Origin of the sequence: Pseudoxanthomonas sp. LjRoot143, assembly GCF_964252945.1 — a bacterium.
Classification (GTDB): domain Bacteria; phylum Pseudomonadota; class Gammaproteobacteria; order Xanthomonadales; family Xanthomonadaceae; genus Pseudoxanthomonas_A.
The window spans coordinates 2,711,096-2,729,062 of the sequence record NZ_CAXUPM020000001.1; the positions used below are offsets into that span (position 1 = coordinate 2,711,096).

The 17,967-nt window shown below is 65.7% G+C and carries 24 protein-coding genes; 3 read left to right on the forward strand and 21 right to left on the reverse strand.

The annotated features are described in order from the left end of the window. The first annotated feature begins 14 nt into the window (after nt 1-14). The 3 genes from ACSQ1W_RS13135 (at nt 15) to ACSQ1W_RS13145 (ending at nt 5,756) form a co-directional block, all read left to right on the forward strand. Complete coding sequence (locus tag ACSQ1W_RS13135; RefSeq protein WP_192272423.1) at nt 15-485, forward strand: DUF2127 domain-containing protein; 471 nt, start codon at nt 15-17, stop codon at nt 483-485. Nucleotides 486-536: 51 nt separating this feature from the next. Beyond that, nucleotides 537-2,135, forward strand: a complete 1,599-nt coding sequence (locus ACSQ1W_RS13140) for an amidase (RefSeq protein ID WP_436044094.1) — start codon at nt 537-539, stop codon at nt 2,133-2,135. Between the two features lie 102 nt (nt 2,136-2,237). Next, nucleotides 2,238-5,756 carry a bifunctional diguanylate cyclase/phosphodiesterase gene (locus ACSQ1W_RS13145; RefSeq protein WP_436044096.1) on the forward strand — a complete coding sequence of 1,173 codons (3,519 nt, stop codon included), beginning with the start codon at nt 2,238-2,240 and terminating at the stop codon, nt 5,754-5,756. An 18-nt stretch (nt 5,757-5,774) separates the two neighbouring features. Here the strand turns inward: ACSQ1W_RS13145 and ACSQ1W_RS13150 are convergent, their stop codons facing one another. The 21 genes from ACSQ1W_RS13150 to rplP all read right to left on the reverse strand — a co-directional run bounded on the left by ACSQ1W_RS13150 (nt 5,775) and on the right by rplP (nt 17,963). Further along, nucleotides 5,775-7,169, reverse strand: a complete 1,395-nt coding sequence (locus ACSQ1W_RS13150) for a class II 3-deoxy-7-phosphoheptulonate synthase (RefSeq protein ID WP_436044098.1) — start codon at nt 7,167-7,169, stop codon at nt 5,775-5,777. Nucleotides 7,170-7,220: 51 nt separating this feature from the next. Beyond that, nucleotides 7,221-7,736 carry a disulfide bond formation protein B gene (locus ACSQ1W_RS13155; RefSeq protein WP_436044100.1) on the reverse strand — a complete coding sequence of 172 codons (516 nt, stop codon included), beginning with the start codon at nt 7,734-7,736 and terminating at the stop codon, nt 7,221-7,223. Between the two features lie 161 nt (nt 7,737-7,897). Further along, entirely contained in the window at nt 7,898-8,272 is a 375-nt protein-coding gene (gene rplQ, locus ACSQ1W_RS13160; RefSeq protein WP_142124587.1) for a 50S ribosomal protein L17, read from the reverse strand. 192 nt (nt 8,273-8,464) lie between these two features. Then, on the reverse strand, nt 8,465-9,463 hold the full coding sequence (locus ACSQ1W_RS13165; RefSeq protein WP_056878832.1) for a DNA-directed RNA polymerase subunit alpha: 999 nt from the start codon (nt 9,461-9,463) through the stop codon (nt 8,465-8,467). 50 nt (nt 9,464-9,513) lie between these two features. Beyond that, on the reverse strand, nt 9,514-10,143 hold the full coding sequence (gene rpsD, locus ACSQ1W_RS13170; protein ID WP_055941309.1) for a 30S ribosomal protein S4: 630 nt from the start codon (nt 10,141-10,143) through the stop codon (nt 9,514-9,516). 14 nt (nt 10,144-10,157) lie between these two features. Beyond that, nucleotides 10,158-10,550 (reverse strand): 30S ribosomal protein S11, encoded by a 393-nt coding sequence (gene rpsK / locus ACSQ1W_RS13175; RefSeq protein WP_055941307.1) that lies wholly within the window; start codon nt 10,548-10,550, stop codon nt 10,158-10,160. A 12-nt stretch (nt 10,551-10,562) separates the two neighbouring features. Continuing rightward, nucleotides 10,563-10,919 (reverse strand): 30S ribosomal protein S13, encoded by a 357-nt coding sequence (gene rpsM / locus ACSQ1W_RS13180; protein ID WP_062352394.1) that lies wholly within the window; start codon nt 10,917-10,919, stop codon nt 10,563-10,565. Between the two features lie 342 nt (nt 10,920-11,261). Beyond that, complete coding sequence (secY, locus tag ACSQ1W_RS13185; protein ID WP_192272437.1) at nt 11,262-12,623, reverse strand: preprotein translocase subunit SecY; 1,362 nt, start codon at nt 12,621-12,623, stop codon at nt 11,262-11,264. Between the two features lie 7 nt (nt 12,624-12,630). Then, nucleotides 12,631-13,074 (reverse strand): 50S ribosomal protein L15, encoded by a 444-nt coding sequence (gene rplO, locus ACSQ1W_RS13190; protein ID WP_082563251.1) that lies wholly within the window; start codon nt 13,072-13,074, stop codon nt 12,631-12,633. Further along, on the reverse strand, nt 13,074-13,265 hold the full coding sequence (rpmD, locus tag ACSQ1W_RS13195) for a 50S ribosomal protein L30 (RefSeq protein WP_055941302.1): 192 nt from the start codon (nt 13,263-13,265) through the stop codon (nt 13,074-13,076). Before rpmD ends, rplO begins: the two co-directional genes overlap by 1 nt. Further along, the gene (gene rpsE / locus ACSQ1W_RS13200; protein WP_192272439.1) at nt 13,258-13,800 is read right to left on the reverse strand and encodes a 30S ribosomal protein S5; all 543 of its coding nucleotides are present in this window, start codon (nt 13,798-13,800) and stop codon (nt 13,258-13,260) included. Before rpsE ends, rpmD begins: the two co-directional genes overlap by 8 nt. A gap of 156 nt (nt 13,801-13,956) precedes the next feature. Beyond that, on the reverse strand, nt 13,957-14,313 hold the full coding sequence (gene rplR / locus ACSQ1W_RS13205) for a 50S ribosomal protein L18 (protein ID WP_055941298.1): 357 nt from the start codon (nt 14,311-14,313) through the stop codon (nt 13,957-13,959). Between the two features lie 29 nt (nt 14,314-14,342). Continuing rightward, the gene (gene rplF / locus ACSQ1W_RS13210; RefSeq protein ID WP_062352408.1) at nt 14,343-14,870 is read right to left on the reverse strand and encodes a 50S ribosomal protein L6; all 528 of its coding nucleotides are present in this window, start codon (nt 14,868-14,870) and stop codon (nt 14,343-14,345) included. A 16-nt stretch (nt 14,871-14,886) separates the two neighbouring features. Continuing rightward, nucleotides 14,887-15,285: a 30S ribosomal protein S8 gene (gene rpsH, locus ACSQ1W_RS13215; protein WP_093296356.1), complete on the reverse strand. Its 399-nt coding sequence runs from the start codon at nt 15,283-15,285 to the stop codon at nt 14,887-14,889. Between the two features lie 204 nt (nt 15,286-15,489). After that, nucleotides 15,490-15,795 (reverse strand): 30S ribosomal protein S14, encoded by a 306-nt coding sequence (gene rpsN / locus ACSQ1W_RS13220; protein ID WP_062352415.1) that lies wholly within the window; start codon nt 15,793-15,795, stop codon nt 15,490-15,492. 20 nt (nt 15,796-15,815) lie between these two features. Then, nucleotides 15,816-16,358: a 50S ribosomal protein L5 gene (gene rplE / locus ACSQ1W_RS13225; RefSeq protein WP_055941290.1), complete on the reverse strand. Its 543-nt coding sequence runs from the start codon at nt 16,356-16,358 to the stop codon at nt 15,816-15,818. Between the two features lie 11 nt (nt 16,359-16,369). Then, entirely contained in the window at nt 16,370-16,687 is a 318-nt protein-coding gene (gene rplX, locus ACSQ1W_RS13230) for a 50S ribosomal protein L24 (RefSeq protein WP_055941288.1), read from the reverse strand. A 15-nt stretch (nt 16,688-16,702) separates the two neighbouring features. After that, on the reverse strand, nt 16,703-17,071 hold the full coding sequence (gene rplN / locus ACSQ1W_RS13235; RefSeq protein ID WP_013535986.1) for a 50S ribosomal protein L14: 369 nt from the start codon (nt 17,069-17,071) through the stop codon (nt 16,703-16,705). Between the two features lie 14 nt (nt 17,072-17,085). After that, nucleotides 17,086-17,352: a 30S ribosomal protein S17 gene (rpsQ, locus tag ACSQ1W_RS13240; protein ID WP_055941286.1), complete on the reverse strand. Its 267-nt coding sequence runs from the start codon at nt 17,350-17,352 to the stop codon at nt 17,086-17,088. Between the two features lie 12 nt (nt 17,353-17,364). Then, on the reverse strand, nt 17,365-17,550 hold the full coding sequence (gene rpmC / locus ACSQ1W_RS13245) for a 50S ribosomal protein L29 (RefSeq protein WP_055941284.1): 186 nt from the start codon (nt 17,548-17,550) through the stop codon (nt 17,365-17,367). Continuing rightward, nucleotides 17,550-17,963 carry a 50S ribosomal protein L16 gene (gene rplP, locus ACSQ1W_RS13250; RefSeq protein WP_097121890.1) on the reverse strand — a complete coding sequence of 138 codons (414 nt, stop codon included), beginning with the start codon at nt 17,961-17,963 and terminating at the stop codon, nt 17,550-17,552. Before rplP ends, rpmC begins: the two co-directional genes overlap by 1 nt. Nucleotides 17,964-17,967: the final 4 nt, after the last annotated feature.

The following is a 17,967-nucleotide window of genomic DNA, read 5'->3' on the forward strand; positions in this document are numbered from 1 at the left end:
CGCCGCACCGCGCCTTGGAGACCTCCGCGTACAACCCGGATCCCAGGGCGCATCCCGGCCTGCACGCCATCGCCCTGTTCGAGGGCGCCAAGGGCGTGCTGGCCCTGGCCTTCGCCGGCGGACTGCTGGCGCTGGGCCCGGATCGCCTGCGCGAGAGCGTGCAGGCGATCATCAGCCGCTTCGTTCCCAGCGCCGGTCCCGGCGTGATGGGCCAGTGGCTGGACAAGATCAACCCCGAGTCCGTCCATATCGCGGTGCTGATCATCGCTGTCTACGCCGCCATGCGGCTGTTGGAGGCGTGGGGTCTGTGGCGCGCGCGCGCCTGGGCGTCGTGGCTGGGCTGCATCGGCTCGGCCGCCTACCTGCCGCTGGAGGTCAATGCGCTGTACCGCCACCCCGGCTGGCCCACGGCGGCGTTGCTGGTCGTCAACCTCGTGATCGTCTGGGTGCTCTGGCGCGACATCCGCCGCCGCAAGAACATTTGACGCACGGCCCGGCCGCTGCGTAGCCTGCGGCAACCCCGCGAAGGTGACTGCATGCGTCGACTCCTGCTGCCGTTCTGCCTGACGCTCGCCCTGGCCGCCTGCCAGCCGGCGACGCCACCGGCCGCGACGGCACCCGCGCCGACCGACTTCATCTATGCCGAGCTCGACATCGCCGACCTGCAGTCGCGCATGCAGTCGGGCGAACTGGACAGCCGCAAGCTCACCCAGGCCTACCTGGACCGCATCGCCGCCGTCGACAAGACCGGGCCGCAACTGAATGCCGTCATCGAGCTGAATCCCGATGCCCTGAAGGAAGCCGCGCTGCGCGACGTCGAACGGCGCGCCAACACCGTGCGCGGGCCGCTGCATGGCATCCCGGTGTTGCTGAAGGACAACATCGACGCGGTGCCGATGGCCACGTCGGCCGGCTCGTTGGCCCTGAAGGATTTCCGTCCGGGCCAGGACGCCTTCCTGGTCCGCCGGCTGCGCGACGCCGGCGCGGTCATCCTCGGCAAGACCAACCTGAGCGAGTGGGCCAATTTCCGCTCCACGCATTCCACCTCAGGCTGGAGCGGACGCGGTGGCCAGACCCGCAACCCCTACGCCCTGGACCGCAACCCCTGCGGGTCGAGCTCGGGCAGTGCGGTGGCGGTGTCGGCCAACCTCGCCACGATCAGCGTAGGCACCGAAACCGACGGCAGCATCCTGTGCCCGGCAGCCATCAATGGCATCGTGGGACTGAAGCCGACGGTTGGCCTGATCAGTCGGCAAGGCATCCTGCCGATTTCGCACAGCCAGGACACCGCGGGCCCGATGGCCCGCAGCGTGTCGGACGCGGCCCTGCTGCTCGCCGCGCTGGCCGGCCGGGATACCGCGGATGCGGCGACCACCCAGGCCGCCTGGAACACCACACTCGACTACAGCGCGCGCCTGAAACCAGGTGCGCTCAAGGGCGCCCGTATCGGCGTGCTGCGCAGCAAGGCGGCGATCCACCCCGACGCGGCGGCCGCACTGGAAGGCGCGATCCAGGTGATGCGCGAAGCCGGCGCGATCATCGTGGATGCGGAGATCCCCACCGATGGCCAATGGAACGAGGACGAACTCCAGCTGATGCTGTACGAGTTCAAGCACGGCGTGGAGCGGTACCTGACGGAGCGCCGTGCGCCGCTCACGACGCTGACGCAGCTGATCGGTTACAACGAGCAGTACCGCGTCTCCGAGATGCCGTTCTTCGGCCAGGAACTGTTCGAACAGGCCAATGCCAAGGGCGGACTGGGGGATGCGGAGTACATCGCCGCCCGCAGCCGTGCGCGCCGGCTGGCGGGGCCGGAAGGCATCGATGCCGCGCTCAAGGCCCAGCAACTGGTCGCGCTGATCGCGCCGACCACCGGACCGGCCTGGCTGACCGACCACAAGGCAGGCGATCACTTTCCCGGCGCCGGCTACGGTGCAGCGGCCGTGGCCGGCTATCCCAGCCTCACCATCCCGATGGGCCACAGCGATGGCCTGCCGCTTGGCGTCGTGTTCATCGGTCCGGCATGGAGCGAGGCTCAGCTGATCGCGCTGGGTTACGACTATGAACAACGCACGCGGGCACGCAAGCCACCGGAGTACTGGCCCACTCTGCCACCGCGCACGCCACGGCGCTGAGGTCGCGTAGATAAGTGTGAGCCATTTTGTGCACGGAAGCGCTTGCAGGCGATCTCCGTTCGTGGCGTCATAACCGCCAACCAGCAGGCGGGGATCTCACGCGTGGAGTCAGGCGCGGACCGGGCATCGGAACTGCGGGCGTTCAGTGGATCGGAGTCCACCGCCCGCCGACGGCAGCGCAATCTGAATTCGCTGGCGTGGGGCGTACTGGTCATCGCCTGCCTGCTCTCCCTGTGGGCCGGCGCCACGGCCTGGCAGCAGGCACGGGAACACGCCCGTGCGCAGTTCGACGCCCGTGCCGACGCCGTAGCCACCGCTGTCGCCACGCACATGAACGCCTACGAAGACACCGTGCGCGCCGCCGCCGCGGTGCTCGAGGGGCGTGAGGACATCGGGCAGGACGAGTTCCTGGCCTTCGTCGAGAAGCTGCAAGTGCCCACCCGCCATGCCGGCGTGCATGGACTGGGTTTCGCCCGCCGCGTGCAGCTGGGAGAGCGCGACGCCTACGTCGCCGCCCAACGTGCGCACTATGGCGATGGGTTCGCCATCCACCCCTCCGGCGATCGTGCCGAGTACGTGGTGATCGACCTGCTCTATCCGGCGGCACCCGGCATGCGGCCGCTGCTCGGCAAGGACGTGATGGCGGAGGCCTCGCGTCGCAGCGCCATCGAGTCCGCGCGCGACAGCGGCGAGCTGGCTTCGGCGCCGCTGGTTGCGCTGGGCGACGCTGCCAAAGGCAGCACCGGCCTCGCCGGCTTCCTGCTGTACGCGCCGGTCTACGCCGATCCGGTCGACGCACGCGGAAGCATGGAGGCCCGGCGGCGCCTGCTGCGCGGCTTCGCCACCGCCGGCTTCGGCTGGCAGCGCGTGATGGAGGACGCGGTGGGCCACGCGGGCAGCGGCGAGTTCGATCTCCAGCTGCTCGCGCGCGATTCCGGCGACGCGCCGATCTTCCAGTCCGGGACGCTGAAGGCCCGCCACGGCGAAGGCTGGCAGCCCGCCTTCACCGCGCAGCGCGAACTCCGCCTGCTGGGAAGCGACTGGCGCCTCGTCCTGCAGTCGCCCCCCTTGCGCGAGGCGTTGCCCGGGCTGGCCTCCATCGCACTGCTGACGTTGTGCGGCATCGGCCTGGGCGTGCTGTTGTTCCTGCTGCTGCACAATCTCGCGCGCACCGAGCGCCGCAGCCGCGCACTGCTGGACGCCGTGGCCGACCACCTCCCTGCCCTGATCGCCTACATCGACGGCAACGGCCGCTACGGCTTCGCCAATCGCGCCTGCCGTGCGTGGTCGGGATCGCCCGAGGGCTGGAACGATCGCCCCGTGGACGAGGTTCACGCCGATGCCCCGGGCTTCCTCGCCTCGCTCAGGCGCGCGATGCGGGACTGCACGCCGGACCATTGGATCGCATGGGAAACCGAGCTGGGGCAGCCCGCGCGCGCGGTCCACCTGTACCTGGTGCCGGATGTCGCGTCGGGCCGGAAGATCGCTGGCTGGTATCTGATGGGGAACGATGTCAGCGAGCAGGTGCAGGCGCACCGCGAGCTTGCCATGGCCCGCGACCACCTCAAGCGCGTCACCGATCGCCTGCCCGCCCTGATTGCGCAGTTCGATACGCAGCAACGCCTGGTCTTCCACAACCGCGCGTTCGCCGAGCAGGTCCGCTGGCGGACGCCTCCCCGGGCAGGCACGACCATGCGCGACCTGTTCGGTGAAGACGCTTACCAGCGGCGCACGCCGCATATCGAGGCGGCGCTCGCCGGACGCGAAGGCGAATTCGAAAGCAGCTTCTCCACCGCCGACGGCACCCGGAGGATGCACAGCTTCTATACGCCGGATGTCGACGACACAGGCACCGTCTCGGGCTTCTTCGTGATGGCGGTCGACGTCACCGAAAAGACCCGCCTCGAACACGCGCTGCACGACGCCAACGAACTGGCCGAGGTCACGCTGACCTCCATCAGCGAGGCCGTCATCACCGTGGACGTGGCGAGCCGCGTGACGTACATGAATCCGACCGCCGAAGCGCTCTGCGGCTGGAGTCTCGAACAGGCACTCGGCGAGCCGCTGGACCAGGTGGCATCGCTGGCACGCATCGCGTCATCCGAGGACGAGGACGGGTTGCATCCGACCGGGCTTCCGGGCGACCTGCAGCTGGTGCGCCGCGACGGAAGCCGCTTGCTGGTGGAACGTTCGCTGTCCGCCATCCACGATCGCGATGAGCGCATGGTCGGCACGGTGATGGTCCTGCGCGACATCACCGAGTCGCGTGCCCTCAGCTCGCGCATGACCTATCTCGCGCACCACGACGCACTGACCGGCCTGCCCAACCGGCTGCAGCTCAACGCGCGCCTCGGGCAGGCCATCACGCACGCCACCAACCATGGCAACGGCATCGCGGTGCTGTTCCTCGACCTGGACCTGTTCAAGCACGTCAACGATGCGCTCGGCCACCACACCGGCGACGAACTGCTGCAGCAGGTGGCGCGTCGTATCCAGCGCAACATCGGCAATCTCGGCACCGTGTACCGCACCGGCGGCGACGAGTTCGTCGTGCTGCTGCCCGACATCCTGTCGCGCGACAGCGTGCTGCAGATCGCCGACCGGCTGCTGGCCCTCGCCGGTACGCCGTACACGGTAGCCTCGCACGAGCTGCACCAGGCATTCAGCATCGGCATCAGCCTGTTCCCCGAGGACGGCTACGACGCCGCCACGCTGATGATGCGCGCCGACGCCGCCATGTACCTGGCCAAGCGCAACGGCCGCAATGCCACGCGCTTCTATACGCGCGAGTTGGCCACCAGCGTGGACGCGCGCATCGAACTGGAGAACAGCCTGCGCCGCAGCCTGCGCAACGGCGATCTCTCGTTGCACTACCAGCCGCAGGTCGATCGTGTCAGCGGTCGCATCGTCGGTGTCGAGGGCCTGGCCCGCTGGCAGCGCGGCGACCGCCTGATCATGCCGGGCGAGTTCCTGCCGATCGCCGAGGAAACCAACCTCATCGTCGATATCGACCAGTGGGCGATCCGCGCCGCCTGCCGGCAGAACAGGATCTGGCAACAGGCGGGGTTGCCGCCGATCCGCGTCTCCGTCAACGTCGCCGCCGCGAACTTCGATACGGACGACCTCGTGGACACCGTGGTGGAGGCACTGCAGGACAGCGGGCTGCCTGCCGAGTTCCTCGAGCTCGAAGTCACCGAGACCACGCTGATGCGCGACGTGCAACGCACCGACCGCACGCTGCGGGCGTTGAAGGCCCTGGGCGTGCGCATCGCCATCGACGACTTCGGCACCGGCTTCTCGAGCCTCAGCTATCTGGGCAACTACGGCTTCAACGTGCTGAAGATCGACCAGTCGTTCGTCCGTGATGTGTCCGAGCCCAACCAGGCCGCCATCACGCGCGCCATCATCAGCCTCGCTGCGCAGCTGCAATGCCGCACCATCGCCGAGGGCGTCGAAACCCTGGAACAGGCGGCCTGGCTTGCGGCCAACGGCTGCGACGAGTTGCAGGGCAACTACTTCAGCAAACCCTTGCCAGCCACGGAGTTCGCGAAACTCTACGCCCGCGACACGATCTGGGAGATCCCGCAGAACGCCACCGGCGCCGACAACCCGGCGCGGTAAAAGCGACGCGACGACCGCTCAGCGCGCGGCGGGAGCGGCCAGCTGGTTCTGCTTGTGCACGATGCTCATCGCGATCTCCAGCGACTGCTCGTAGTTCAGTCGCGGATCGACGGTCGAGCGGTACGCCCGCTCCAGGTCCGCATCGGTCAGCTCGCGCGCGCCACCGGTGCATTCGGTGACGTCCTCGCCGGTCAGCTCAAGGTGTACGCCACCCAGCCGCGTTCCCGCGGCGGCATGCAGGTCGAACGACTGCTCCACCTCGCTGCGCACGTTGTCGAAGCGGCGCGTCTTGAACCCGTTGCTGGTGCTTTCGGTGTTGCCATGCATGGGGTCGCAGACCCACAGCACGCGACGGCCATCGCGGCGCACCGCGTCCAGCAGCGGCGGCAGCTTGTCGGCGATCTGCGCCGCGCCCATGCGGTGGATGAAGGTCAGGCGCCCGCCTTCGTCCTCCGGGTTCAGCACGTCGATCAACCGCAGCAGCTGGTCCGGGGTGACCGAGGGACCGACCTTGATCGCGATCGGGTTGCGCACGCCGCGCAGGTACTCCACGTGCGCGCCATCGACGGCGGCGGTACGCATGCCGATCCACGGATAGTGCGTGCTGAGGTTGAACCAGCCCCACTGGCGCGGCACCTCGCGGGTCAGCCCTTCCTCGTAAGGCAGCAGCAGCGCCTCGTGCGAGGTGTAGAAATCGATCCGGTTGAGGTTGTGCACTTCGGAGCCCGACAGGGTCTCCATGAACCTCACCGCATCGCCGATGGAGGCGACCATCTGCTGGTACTCCGCCGCCAGCGGCGAGTAACCGACCCAGTTGAGGTTCCAGTATTCGGGATGGTGCAGGTCGGCGAAGCCGCCGTCGATCAGCGCCCGCACGAAGTTCATCGTCATGGCGGAGCGCGCATGCGCCTTGATCATGCGCCGCGGATCGGGCACACGCGCCTCGGCGGTGAATTCCGGCGCGTTGACCACGTCGCCACGGTAGCTGGGCAGCGACACGCCATCGCGCGTCTCGGTGTCCGCCGAACGCGGCTTGGCGTACTGCCCGGCGAAGCGGCCGACGCGCACGACCGGTAGGCGCAGCCCGTGCACCAGCACCAGGCTCATCTGCAGAAGCACCTTCAAACGGTTCGAGATCAGCCCGGACTCGCAGTCGCTGAAATTCTCGGCACAGTCGCCGCCCTGCAGCAGGAAGCGCTTGCCTTCCTGCGCCTCGGCCAGCTGCTTCTTCAGCGAAAAGATCTCCCACGACGTCACCAGCGGCGGCAGCTGGCGCAGCTCGCCCAGCACGGACTCCAGCGCGGCGGCATCCGGATAGGTGGGCATCTGCATCGCAGGCCGCGCGCGCCAGCTGTCCGGCGCCCAGTTCGGCGGCAGGGAGACGGCGCGCAGGTTGCGGTCGGACGGGTTCATGGTGGACTCCTGGGGGCCCACCATCGTGCCAGATTGGTGCGCCGCGTCAAATCAGCGGAAGGTCGAGGTCCTGCGAGCGCGAAAGCCGATCCAGAGCGCCCAGACCGCCAGCAGCACGAACCACACCAGGCTCCACATGGGCATGGTCAGGCCGAGGAAACTCCAATCGATCGTGCTGCAGTCGCCCTTGGCCGCCAGCACCTTCTGCACGACACCGAGCCAGGTGTTGTTCTCGATCATGTAGTCCCAGCCGGGACCGCAGCTCGGCATCAGTGGTGGGTACAGCTGGACCCACACGTGCTTGCCGGCAATGCCGATGCCGGTCGCCGCGCCGAGGAAGGTCAGCACACCGTACGCTTTGCGCCCGCCCGGCCGCCGCGGGCCATGCAGCGCCCCGAGCAGGAACATCACACCCGTCGCCGCGAAGGCCAGACGCTGGAAGATGCAGAACGGGCACGGCTCCAACTGGTGAACGAACTGCACGTACAGCGCATAACCCAGCAGGCCCGCGCAGATCGCGAAACCCAGGAAGCACTGCGCGCGGAAACTCCAGCGAAGAGGATTCATCGGCACCGGTGGCGTAAGGTCTTGCCCGCATTATCCACGCGTAATGGGCCGTACGTCACCTTGCGGCGATCTGCCGCATCCACCGGGACACGTCGGTACCCATCCGAAAACAAAAACCCCGGCATTCGCCGGGGTTTCTGGTGTCCTGCAGGGCGCGAGGCTTACTCGGCCGCCGCTTCCGGGCGGTCGACCAGCTCGACGTACGCCATCGGGGCGTTGTCGCCGGCGCGGAAGCCGCACTTCAGGATGCGCAGGTAACCGCCCGGACGCGACTGGTAGCGCGGGCCGAGGGTGGTGAACAGCGTGCCGACGGCTTCCTTGTCGCGCAGGCGCGAAAACGCCAGGCGGCGGTTGGCCACGCCATCGATCTTGCCGAGGGTGATCAGCGGCTCTGCGACGCGGCGCAGTTCCTTGGCCTTCGGCAGGGTGGTCTTGATCAGGCCGTGCTTGATCAGCGAGGCGGCCATGTTGCGGAACATCGCTTCGCGATGGGCGCTGGTGCGGTTGAACTTGCGACCGGCTTTCTGGTGGCGCATGGATTGGATTCCTGTTGAATGATGGGACGTTGGATTTCGCTGTCGCCGTCCTGGCGTTGAAGCAGTGGACTGCGGGTGGTCCGGACCGGCCATCCTTGACCGGAGCGTCGCGGGCCTTCAGGTCCGTCGACGAGGTAGAACCTTTGAAACAACAGAACTCCCGCGCGAACGCGGGAGTTCCGTATCACTTCATCAACCAAGCATGCCGTGCTGGGCGACACCGGCCGGCGGCCAGTTCTCCAGCTTCATGCCCAGGGACAGGCCGCGCTGCGCCAGGACTTCCTTGATCTCGGTCAGCGACTTCTTGCCGAGGTTCGGGGTCTTGAGCAGTTCGACTTCCGTCTTCTGGATCAGGTCGCCGATGTAGTAGATGCTCTCGGCCTTCAGGCAGTTGGCCGAACGCACGGTCAGCTCCAGGTCGTCGATCGGGCGCAGCAGCACCGGATCCACACCGCTGGCAGCCTGCTTCGGCGCGCCGCGGTCGCGGTGCGTGAAGTCACCGAACACCGACAGCTGGTCGCTGAGGATGTCGGCGGCGGTGCGCACGGCTTCCTCGGCATCGATCGTGCCGTTGGTTTCGATGTCCAGGACCAGCTTGTCCAGGTCGGTGCGCTGCTCGACGCGTGCGGCTTCCACCGCGTACGCGACGCGACGGACCGGCGAGAACGAGGCGTCCAGCACCAGGCGGCCGATCGCACGGGTCTCTTCGTCCGGACGACGACGGGCAGCGGCCGGCTGGTAGCCGAAACCACGCTCGATCTTCAGGCGCATGTTCAGCGCCGTGTCCTTGGTCAGGTTGCAGATGACCAGTTCCGGATTCAGGATCTCGACGTTGTGGTCGGTCTTGATGTCGCCGGCGGTGACCACGCCCGGGCCCTGCTTGGCCAGGCTCAGCGTGGAGGAGTCGCCGCTGTGGATGCGGATGGCCACATCCTTCAGGTTCAACAGCACTTCCAGCACGTCTTCCTGCATGCCTTCGATGGTGCTGTATTCGTGCAGCACGCCATCGATCTCGACTTCGGTGATCGCGAAGCCGGGGATCGACGACAGCAGCACGCGGCGCAACGCATTACCGAGCGTATGGCCGTAACCACGCTCCAGCGGTTCGATGACCACTTTCGCGCGATTGCCGGTCAGGCGCTCGATCTGCGGGCCGCGGGGGCGCAGCACTTGCTGAGTAATACCCGTCATGTTGCTTTGTCTCCTGCGGTCCCCCGGTCGCCCGGGGGTGCGTGAATGAATTACTTCGAGTACAACTCGACGATCAGCGCTTCGTTGATGTCGGCGGGCAGGTCCGAACGCGCCGGAACCGCCTTGAACACGCCGCTGAACTTCTTGGCGTCGACTTCAACCCACGACGGGTTCAGGTCGAGCTGCTCGGCAACGGTCAGCGACTCCTGCACGCGGAGCTGCTTCTGGGCCTTCTCCGACAGCGCGATCGCGTCACCGGCCTTGACCTGGTAGGACGGCAGGTTGACCGGCTTGCCATTGACCAGCACGCCACGGTGCGAGACCAGCTGGCGGGCGGCCGGACGGGTCACGGCGAAGCCCATGCGGTAGATGACGTTGTCGAGACGGGTTTCCAGCAGCTGCAGCAGGTTCTCGCCGGTGTTGCCCTTCTTGGTCGAGGCCTTCTTGTAGTAGTTGCGGAACTGACGCTCCAGCAGACCGTAGATACGCTTGACCTTCTGCTTCTCGCGCAGCTGGGTGGCGTAGTCGGACAGCTTGCCCTTGCGGGCGGTCGCGCCGTGCTGGCCGGGCTTCTGCTCCAGCTTGCACTTCGAGTCCAGCGCACGGGCCGGGCTCTTGAGCGACAGGTCGGCGCCTTCGCGGCGCGCGAGCTTACAGGTAGGACCGATATAACGAGCCATTTCTTATCGCCCCCTTAGACGCGACGCTTTTTCGGCGGACGGCACCCGTTGTGCGGGATCGGCGTCACGTCGATGATGTTGGTGATCTTGTAGCCCACGTTGTTCAACGAACGCACGGCCGACTCACGGCCCGGACCCGGGCCCTTGATGCGGACTTCCAGCGACTTCACGCCGTAGTCCAGTGCTGCACGGCCGGCCTTTTCGGCTGCGACCTGCGCCGCGAACGGCGTGGACTTGCGGGAACCGCGGAAACCGGCACCACCCGAGGTCGCCCACGAGAGCGCATTGCCCTGGCGGTCGGTGATGGTGACGATGGTGTTGTTGAAAGAAGCGTGGACGTGGGCGACGCCGTCGGTGATGACGCGCTTGATCTTCTTCTTGACTTTGGCAGCAGCTGGCTTGGCCATGATGGTCGCCCCTTACTTCTTGATGGCTTTGCGCGGACCCTTACGGGTGCGGGCATTGGTGCGGGTGCGCTGGCCACGCAGCGGCAGGCCGCGACGATGGCGCAGACCGCGGTAGCAACCCAGGTCCATCAGGCGCTTGATCGCGATGCCGACTTCACGGCGCAGGTCGCCCTCGACGACGTACTTGCCGACTTCGGCGCGCAGGCGCTCGACTTCCGGCTCCGACAGGTCGCGGATCTTGGTGGTCGAGGCGACGCCAGCGGCTTCGCAGACCTTCTTGGAACGGGTACGGCCAATGCCGAAAATGCTTTGCAAACCGACCCAGACATGCTTCTGGGCAGGCAGGTTGACACCTGCAATACGCGCCATGACGCGGTTCTCCAACTGTGAGTATTGGCCCGTGTACGGTCATCCCGGGCGGGATTCGCGCAGACAGGCGGAGTGAACTGGAAATTCTAACAAGATCCGGTGTTTACGGGAAGCCCGAGCCGGCAGAGCCGGTTTCGGACCGGCATGGGGAGTGTGCCCATGCTCCGGCGCCGGAACCTGCCTGGCGCAGGACCGGGGTCTCCCCTGGTCCCGCCCCGCCCGCGCTACTCTGGCGCAGGGACTGGCCGGTTCGCACCCCCGCACCGGATCGCTGCGGGGGCCGCCCATCTAAGTCAGCCAGCCATGAGGGCTGGACTGGTGCGGTAAGCCCGCGATTATATCTCAGTTGCGGGGGGCAAGACCGCCCCGCGAACCACCCTTCAGATTCGCCTTCTTCAGCAGGCTCTCGTACTGATGCGACATCAGGTGCGCCTGGATCTGCGCGATGAAGTCCATCACCACCACCACCACGATCAGCAGCGACGTACCGCCGAAGTAGAACGAGGTGTTCAGCTGCGTGCGCATCACTTCCGGCAACAGGCAGACCGCCACCAGGTACATCGAACCGATCGCCGTCAGGCGGGTCAGCACGCCGTCGACGTAGTCGGCCGTCGCCTTGCCCGGACGGATGCCCGGGATCAGTGCGCCCGACTTCTTCAGGTTCTCGGCGGTTTCCTGCGAGTTGAACACCAGGGCCGTGTAGAAAAACGCGAAGCCGATAATCATCGCGGCGAACACGATCATGTGCAGCGGCTCACCCGGGGCCAGCGCATTGGAGATGCGCTGCAACCACGTGGTCGCGCCGCTGTTCTGGCCGGACCACATCGCCAGCGTGGCCGGGAAGGCCAGGATGCTGGACGCGAAGATCGGCGGAATCACGCCGGCCATGTTGAGCTTCAGCGGCAGGAACGAGGTCTGGTTCATGTACGCGTTGCGACCGCCCTGGCGGCGCGCGTAATTCACCGTGATCCGTCGCTGCCCCCGCTCCACGAACACCACCAGGAACGTGAAGCCCAGCACCACGACCGCGATGATCAACAGCGAGATGAAGCTCAGCGTGCCGTCACGGAACGCACCGACGGTCTGGATGACCGCACCCGGAAGGCCCGCGACGATGCCCGCGAAGATGATCAGCGAGACGCCGTTGCCGATGCCGCGCTCGGTCACCTGCTCGCCGATCCACATCAGGAAGATGGTGCCCGCGGTCAACGCCACGACGGCGGTCAGCACGAAGCCCATGCCCGGCGCGTAGACCACCGGCATGCCGCCCGGCGCAACCTGGTTCTGCAGCGCGGTGGCGATGCTGCCGCCTTGCACGATCGCCAGCAGCACGGCACCGATGCGCGAGTACTGGGTGATCTTGCGGCGACCGGACTCGCCTTCCTTCTGCAGCGCCTTCAGGCTGGGGAAGATGTGCACGCCCAACTGCATCACGATCGATGCCGAGATGTAGGGCATGACGTTCAGCGCAAAGATGCTGAAACGGTGCAGGGCGCCGCCCGAGAACATGTTGAACATGTCCACGATGCCGCCGCCCTGCGCCTGCATCATCGCAAGCATGGCATCGGGATTGACGCCCGGGACCGGGATGAAGCAGCCGATCCGGTAGACGATCAGCGCACCCAGGACGAACAGCAGGCGCTGGCGGAGTTCAGTGAACTTGCCTGCGCCTGCCAGTGCACCGGCGGCATTACCCTGCGCCATGCGTCCGTTACTCCTGCACGCTGCCGCCGGCAGCCTCGATGGCGGCCTTGGCACCGGCCGTGGCGGCCACGCCCTTCAGCACGAACTTCTTGGTCAGCTCGCCCTTCTTGACGATCTTGGCGCGCTTGGCGGTGCTGGGCACCAGCTTGGCGGCGCGCAGCGCAGCGAAGTCGATCTCACCGGCTTCCAGCTTCTCGAGCTGGTACGACAGCACTTCGGCGCAATCCAGCTTCAGCTTGGAGCGGAAACCGACCTTCGGCAGACGCTTGATCAGCGGCATCTGGCCACCTTCGAACTTCGCCTTGATCTTGCCCTTACCGGCGCGCGCGAACGAACCCTTGTGACCGCGGCCTGCGGTCTTGCCCAGACCGGAACCGATACCGCGACCGACGCGGGTGCGTTCGGTACGGGCGCCGTCGGCGGGCTTCAGTGTGTTGAGACGCATGTTGATTACTCCTCGACCTTGACGAGGTAGTGAACCTTGGCGATCAGGCCGCGCACCTGCGGGCTGTCCTTCAGTTCACGCACATCGTTGAGCTTGTTCAGGCCCAGCGCCTTCACCGACAGGCGGTGACGCGACTGGGAACCACGCAGGCCGCGCACCAGGCGCACCTTGACGGTCTTGTTGGACTCGTTAGCCATTGAGGAGTTCCTCCACCTTCTTGCCGCGCTTGGCCGCAATGCGGGTCGGCGACTGCATGTCGCTCAGGCCCTTCAGCGTGGCGCGCACCAGGTTGATCGGGTTGCGCGAACCGACGGCCTTCGCCAGCACGTTCTTCACGCCGACCGCTTCCAGCACAGCGCGCATGGCGCCGCCGGCGATGACGCCCGTACCTTCCGACGCCGGCTGCATGAACACACGCGCCGCGCCGTGACCGGCCTTCACCGGGTGCCACAGGGTGCCGTTGTTCAGATCGACGTTCAGCATGCCCTTCCGGGCGTATTCCATCGACTTCTGGATGGCGACCGGCACTTCGCGCGCCTTGCCGTAACCGAAACCGATCTTGCCGTTGCCGTCACCCACCACCGTCAATGCAGTGAAGGTGAACTGGCGACCGCCCTTGACGGTCTTGCTGACACGGTTGACCGCGACCAGCTTCTCGATCATGCCGTCGTCGACTTTCTCTTCGCGGTTGCGGTCGCGATCGCGACCCCGCGACTGACGTTCTTCTGCCATTGCTTGAATTCCTATGTTGTTGAGGTATGTACGGCTTTGCCGCTTATGGTTGTTGTGTGGAGCGGTGACGCAACGGCCGCTGCAGAAGAGCGACCGCGCCCGGCGCAACCTGCGCCGGCAGGACAAGGCATGGGGTCGCCCCCATGCCTTTCAAGATTAGAACTGCAGGCCGCCTTCGCGGGCCGCATCGGCCAGGGCCTTGATGCGGCCGTGGTAGCGGTAACCCGAACGGTCGAATGCGATCTTCTCGATGCCTTCGGCCTTGGCGCGCTCGGCGATGACCTTGCCCACGCGGGCAGCGGCATCGCTGTTCTTGCCGTTCTTCAGGCCATCCTTCACATCGGCCTGCAGCGTGTTTGCCGACGCGATGACCTTGGAGCCATCGGCGGTGAACAGCTGGGCGTAGATGTGCTGGCCGGTGCGTAGCACCGACAGGCGCGGCACGCCGAGTTCGCGGATGTGCGCGCGGGTCGACTTGGCACGGCGCAGGCGGGCGGTGTTCTTAATGCTCATGATCTGGTTCCTCGAAGCCGAAAGCCCGGTTAGGCCTTCTTCGCTTCCTTGCGGATGATGGTTTCGTCGGAGTACTTCACGCCCTTGCCCTTGTAGGGTTCCGGCGGACGGAAACCGCGGATCTTGGCGGCAACTTCACCAACGCGCTGCTTGTCGGCGCCCTGCACCAGGATTTCGGTCTGGGTCGGGGTGACGATGGTGATGCCTTCCGGCGTCTTGAACAGGATCGGATGGGAGAAACCCAGCGACAGGTTCAGGTCCTTGCCCTGCATCGCAGCGCGGTAACCCACGCCGACCAGCTCGAGCTTGCGCTCGAAACCGTCCGACACGCCCTTGACCATGTTGGCCAGGATCGCGCGGATGGTGCCGGTGATGGCGTCGTCGGCCGGGGTGACCGGCGACAGGTTCACCGTACCGTTGTCGACGTTCAGTTCGACGCCGGCCGGCTTGGCGATGGACAGGGTGCCCTTCGGGCCCTTGACGTTGAGGGTTTCACCCTGGGCATTCAGTTCGACGCCCTTGGGGAGATTGATCGGCTTCTTGGCTACGCGGGACATGTCTGGGCTCCTTCGCTTAGGCCACGAAGCACAGGACTTCACCACCCACGCCGGCCGCACGGGCCTGCGCATCGGTCATGATGCCCTTCGAGGTGGAGATGATGGCGACGCCCAGGCCACCGAGGACCTTGGGCAGCTCAGCCTTGCCACGGTACTGGCGCAGGCCCGAACGGGACACGCGGCTCAGCTTCTCGATGACCGGCTTGCCTTCGAAATACTTCAGGACGATCTCGAGCTCGGCCTTGTTGTTCTCGGTCTTCGTCACGCGGACGTCGCCGACATAGCCTTCCGCCTTGAGGACGTTGGCGATCGAGGTCTTGATCTTGGAGGACGGCATCTTCACCGTCGGCTTGCCAACAGCGGCGGCATTGCGAATGCGCACCAGCATGTCGGCGATGGGATCAGTCATGCTCATTAGAGTCTGCCTTATGAGTAGCACCGATATCCGCTTTCGCGAAAATCTTGCGTTGTCCCTGGAATCCCCCAGGCGGGCGGCCGGTTCCCCGACCCTCCCCCAGCCAAGCCGCGGGAGCCGAACATTGTACAACAACAAGTCCGGCATGTGCCGGACTTGTCCTTGAATCCACGGGGGAGCCCTTGTCGGACGCCCTTGGCGTCCTTACCAGCTGGCCTTGCGCAGGCCGGGGACGTCGCCGTTCATGGTGGCCTTGCGCAGCATGTTGCGGCCCAGGCCGAACTTGCGGTACACGCCACGCGAACGACCGGACAGCTCGCAGCGGTTGCGCTGGCGGCTCGGCGAGGAGTCGCGGGGCAGCTTCTGCAGCTTGACGACCGCGTCGGCCTTCTCTTCGTACGAGGCGTTCTGGCTGGAGATGATCTTCTTCAGCGCGTCACGCTTCGCAGCGTACTGCTTGGCCAGCTTTTCCCGCTTGATGTCGCGGTTGACCATCGAGGTCTTTGCCATGATGTCGTTTTCCTAGCGAATCAGTTGCGGAACGGGAACTTGAACGCTTCGAGCAGCGCCTTGGCTTCGGCGTCGTTCTTGGCGGTCGTCGTGATGGCGATATCCATGCCGCGGATCGCGTCGACGGCGTCGAAGTCGATTTCCGGGAAGATGATCTGTTCCTTCACGCCCATGTTGTAGTTGCCGCGACCGTCGAACGAACGGCCGGACACGCCACGGAAGTCGCGGACGCGCGGCAGCGAGATGCTGATCAGGCGATCCAGGAATTCGTACATCTTGGCGCGACGCAGGGTGACCTTGCAGCCGATCGGCCAGCCGTCGCGGATCTTGAACGAAGCCACCGACACGCGGGACTTGGTCGTGATCGGCTTCTGGCCGGTGATCTTGGCCAGGTCGGCCACGGCGTTTTCCAGGATCTTCTTGTTGGTCGCCGCTTCACCCACACCCATGTTGATGGTGATCTTGGTGATCTTCGGCACTTCCATCGGATTGGTGTAGCCGAACTTCTTCATCAGAGCCGGCGCCACTTCTTCCTTGTAGATTTTTTCGAGACGGGTGGTCATGTCCTCATTCCTCAGGCGTCGAGCGCCTCACCGCTGGAGCGGAACACACGCAGTTTGCGTCCATCCTCCAGCACCTTGAAACCGATACGCTCGCCCTTGCCCGTTGCCGGGTTGAACAGCGCGACATTGGAGATGTGGATCGAGCGCTCGCTCTCAACCACGCCACCCGCGACACCGGCCTGCGGGTTCGGCTTGGTATGGCGCTTGACGACGTTGACGTTGGACACGACCACGCGGTCGCCATCCACACGCACCACATCACCCTTCTTGCCCTTGTCCTTGCCGGCGGTGACGACGACCTGGTCGCCCTTCTTGATACGGTTTGCCATTTCTATGTCCTCCGCTCAGAGCACTTCAGGCGCGAGCGAAACGATCTTCATGAACTTCTCGGAACGCAGCTCGCGGGTCACGGGCCCGAAGATACGGGTACCGATCGGCTCCTGCTTGTTGTTCAGCAGGACGGCGGCGTTGCCATCGAAGCGGATCAGCGAGCCATCGGGACGGCGGACACCCTTGCGGGTACGCACGACCACGGCGTCGTAGACTTCGCCCTTCTTGACCTTGCCACGCGGGATGGCGTCCTTGACGGTCACCTTGATGATGTCGCCGATGCCGGCGTAACGGCGCTTGGAGCCGCCCAGCACCTTGATGCACATCAGTTCTTTGGCACCGGAGTTGTCGGCTGCATCAAGGTAGCTCTGCATCTGGATCATGAGTCAGATCTCCTTTATTCAGCCGCGCGGGTGATGATTTCCACCACGCGCCAGTTCTTGGTCTTGGACATCGGGGCGATCTCGGTCACGCGCACCACGTCGCCTTCCTTGCAGCTGTTGTCCGCGTCGTGCGCGTGCAGCTTCGTGGAACGCTTGATGTACTTGCCGTACAGGGCGTGCTTGACCTGACGCTCCACTAGGATGGTGACCGTCTTGTCCATCTTGTTGCTGACGACGCGGCCTTCGATGGTGCGTTGCGCTTTGTCTTTGTTATCGCTCATCTTGGTCGCTCCTTACTTCTGGCTGCCCAGCAGGGTCTTGACGCGAGCGATCTCGCGACGGACCCGGCGGGTTTCATGCGTCTTCGGCAGCTGGCCGGTCACCTTCTGCATGCGCAGGGAGAATTGCTCCTTGCGCAGCTCGGTCAGGTGGGCCTTCAGCTCGTCAGCCGATTTCTCGCGGAGTTGCTTGAGTTCCATTAGCGCACCGTCCGGGTCACGAAAGTGGTGGTGACCGACAGCTTGGCCGCGGCCAGGCGGAACGCCTCGCGCGCGATTTCCTCGCTGACGCCTTCGATTTCATAGATCATGCGGCCCGGCTGGATCTGGGCGACCCAGTACTCGACGTTACCCTTACCCGAACCCATTCGGACTTCGATGGGCTTCTTGGTGATCGGCTTGTCGGGGAACACACGGATCCACATCTTGCCGCCGCGCTTGACGTAGCGGCTGATCGAGCGGCGGGCCGCTTCGATCTGGCGCGCGGTCAGCTGACCGTGCGCCGTGGCCTTCAGGCCGTACTCGCCGAAACTGACGAGGTTTCCGCTCCAGCTCAGGCCTTCGTTACGGCCCTTGTGCATCTTGCGGTATTTGGTTCGCTTGGGTTGCAACATGACT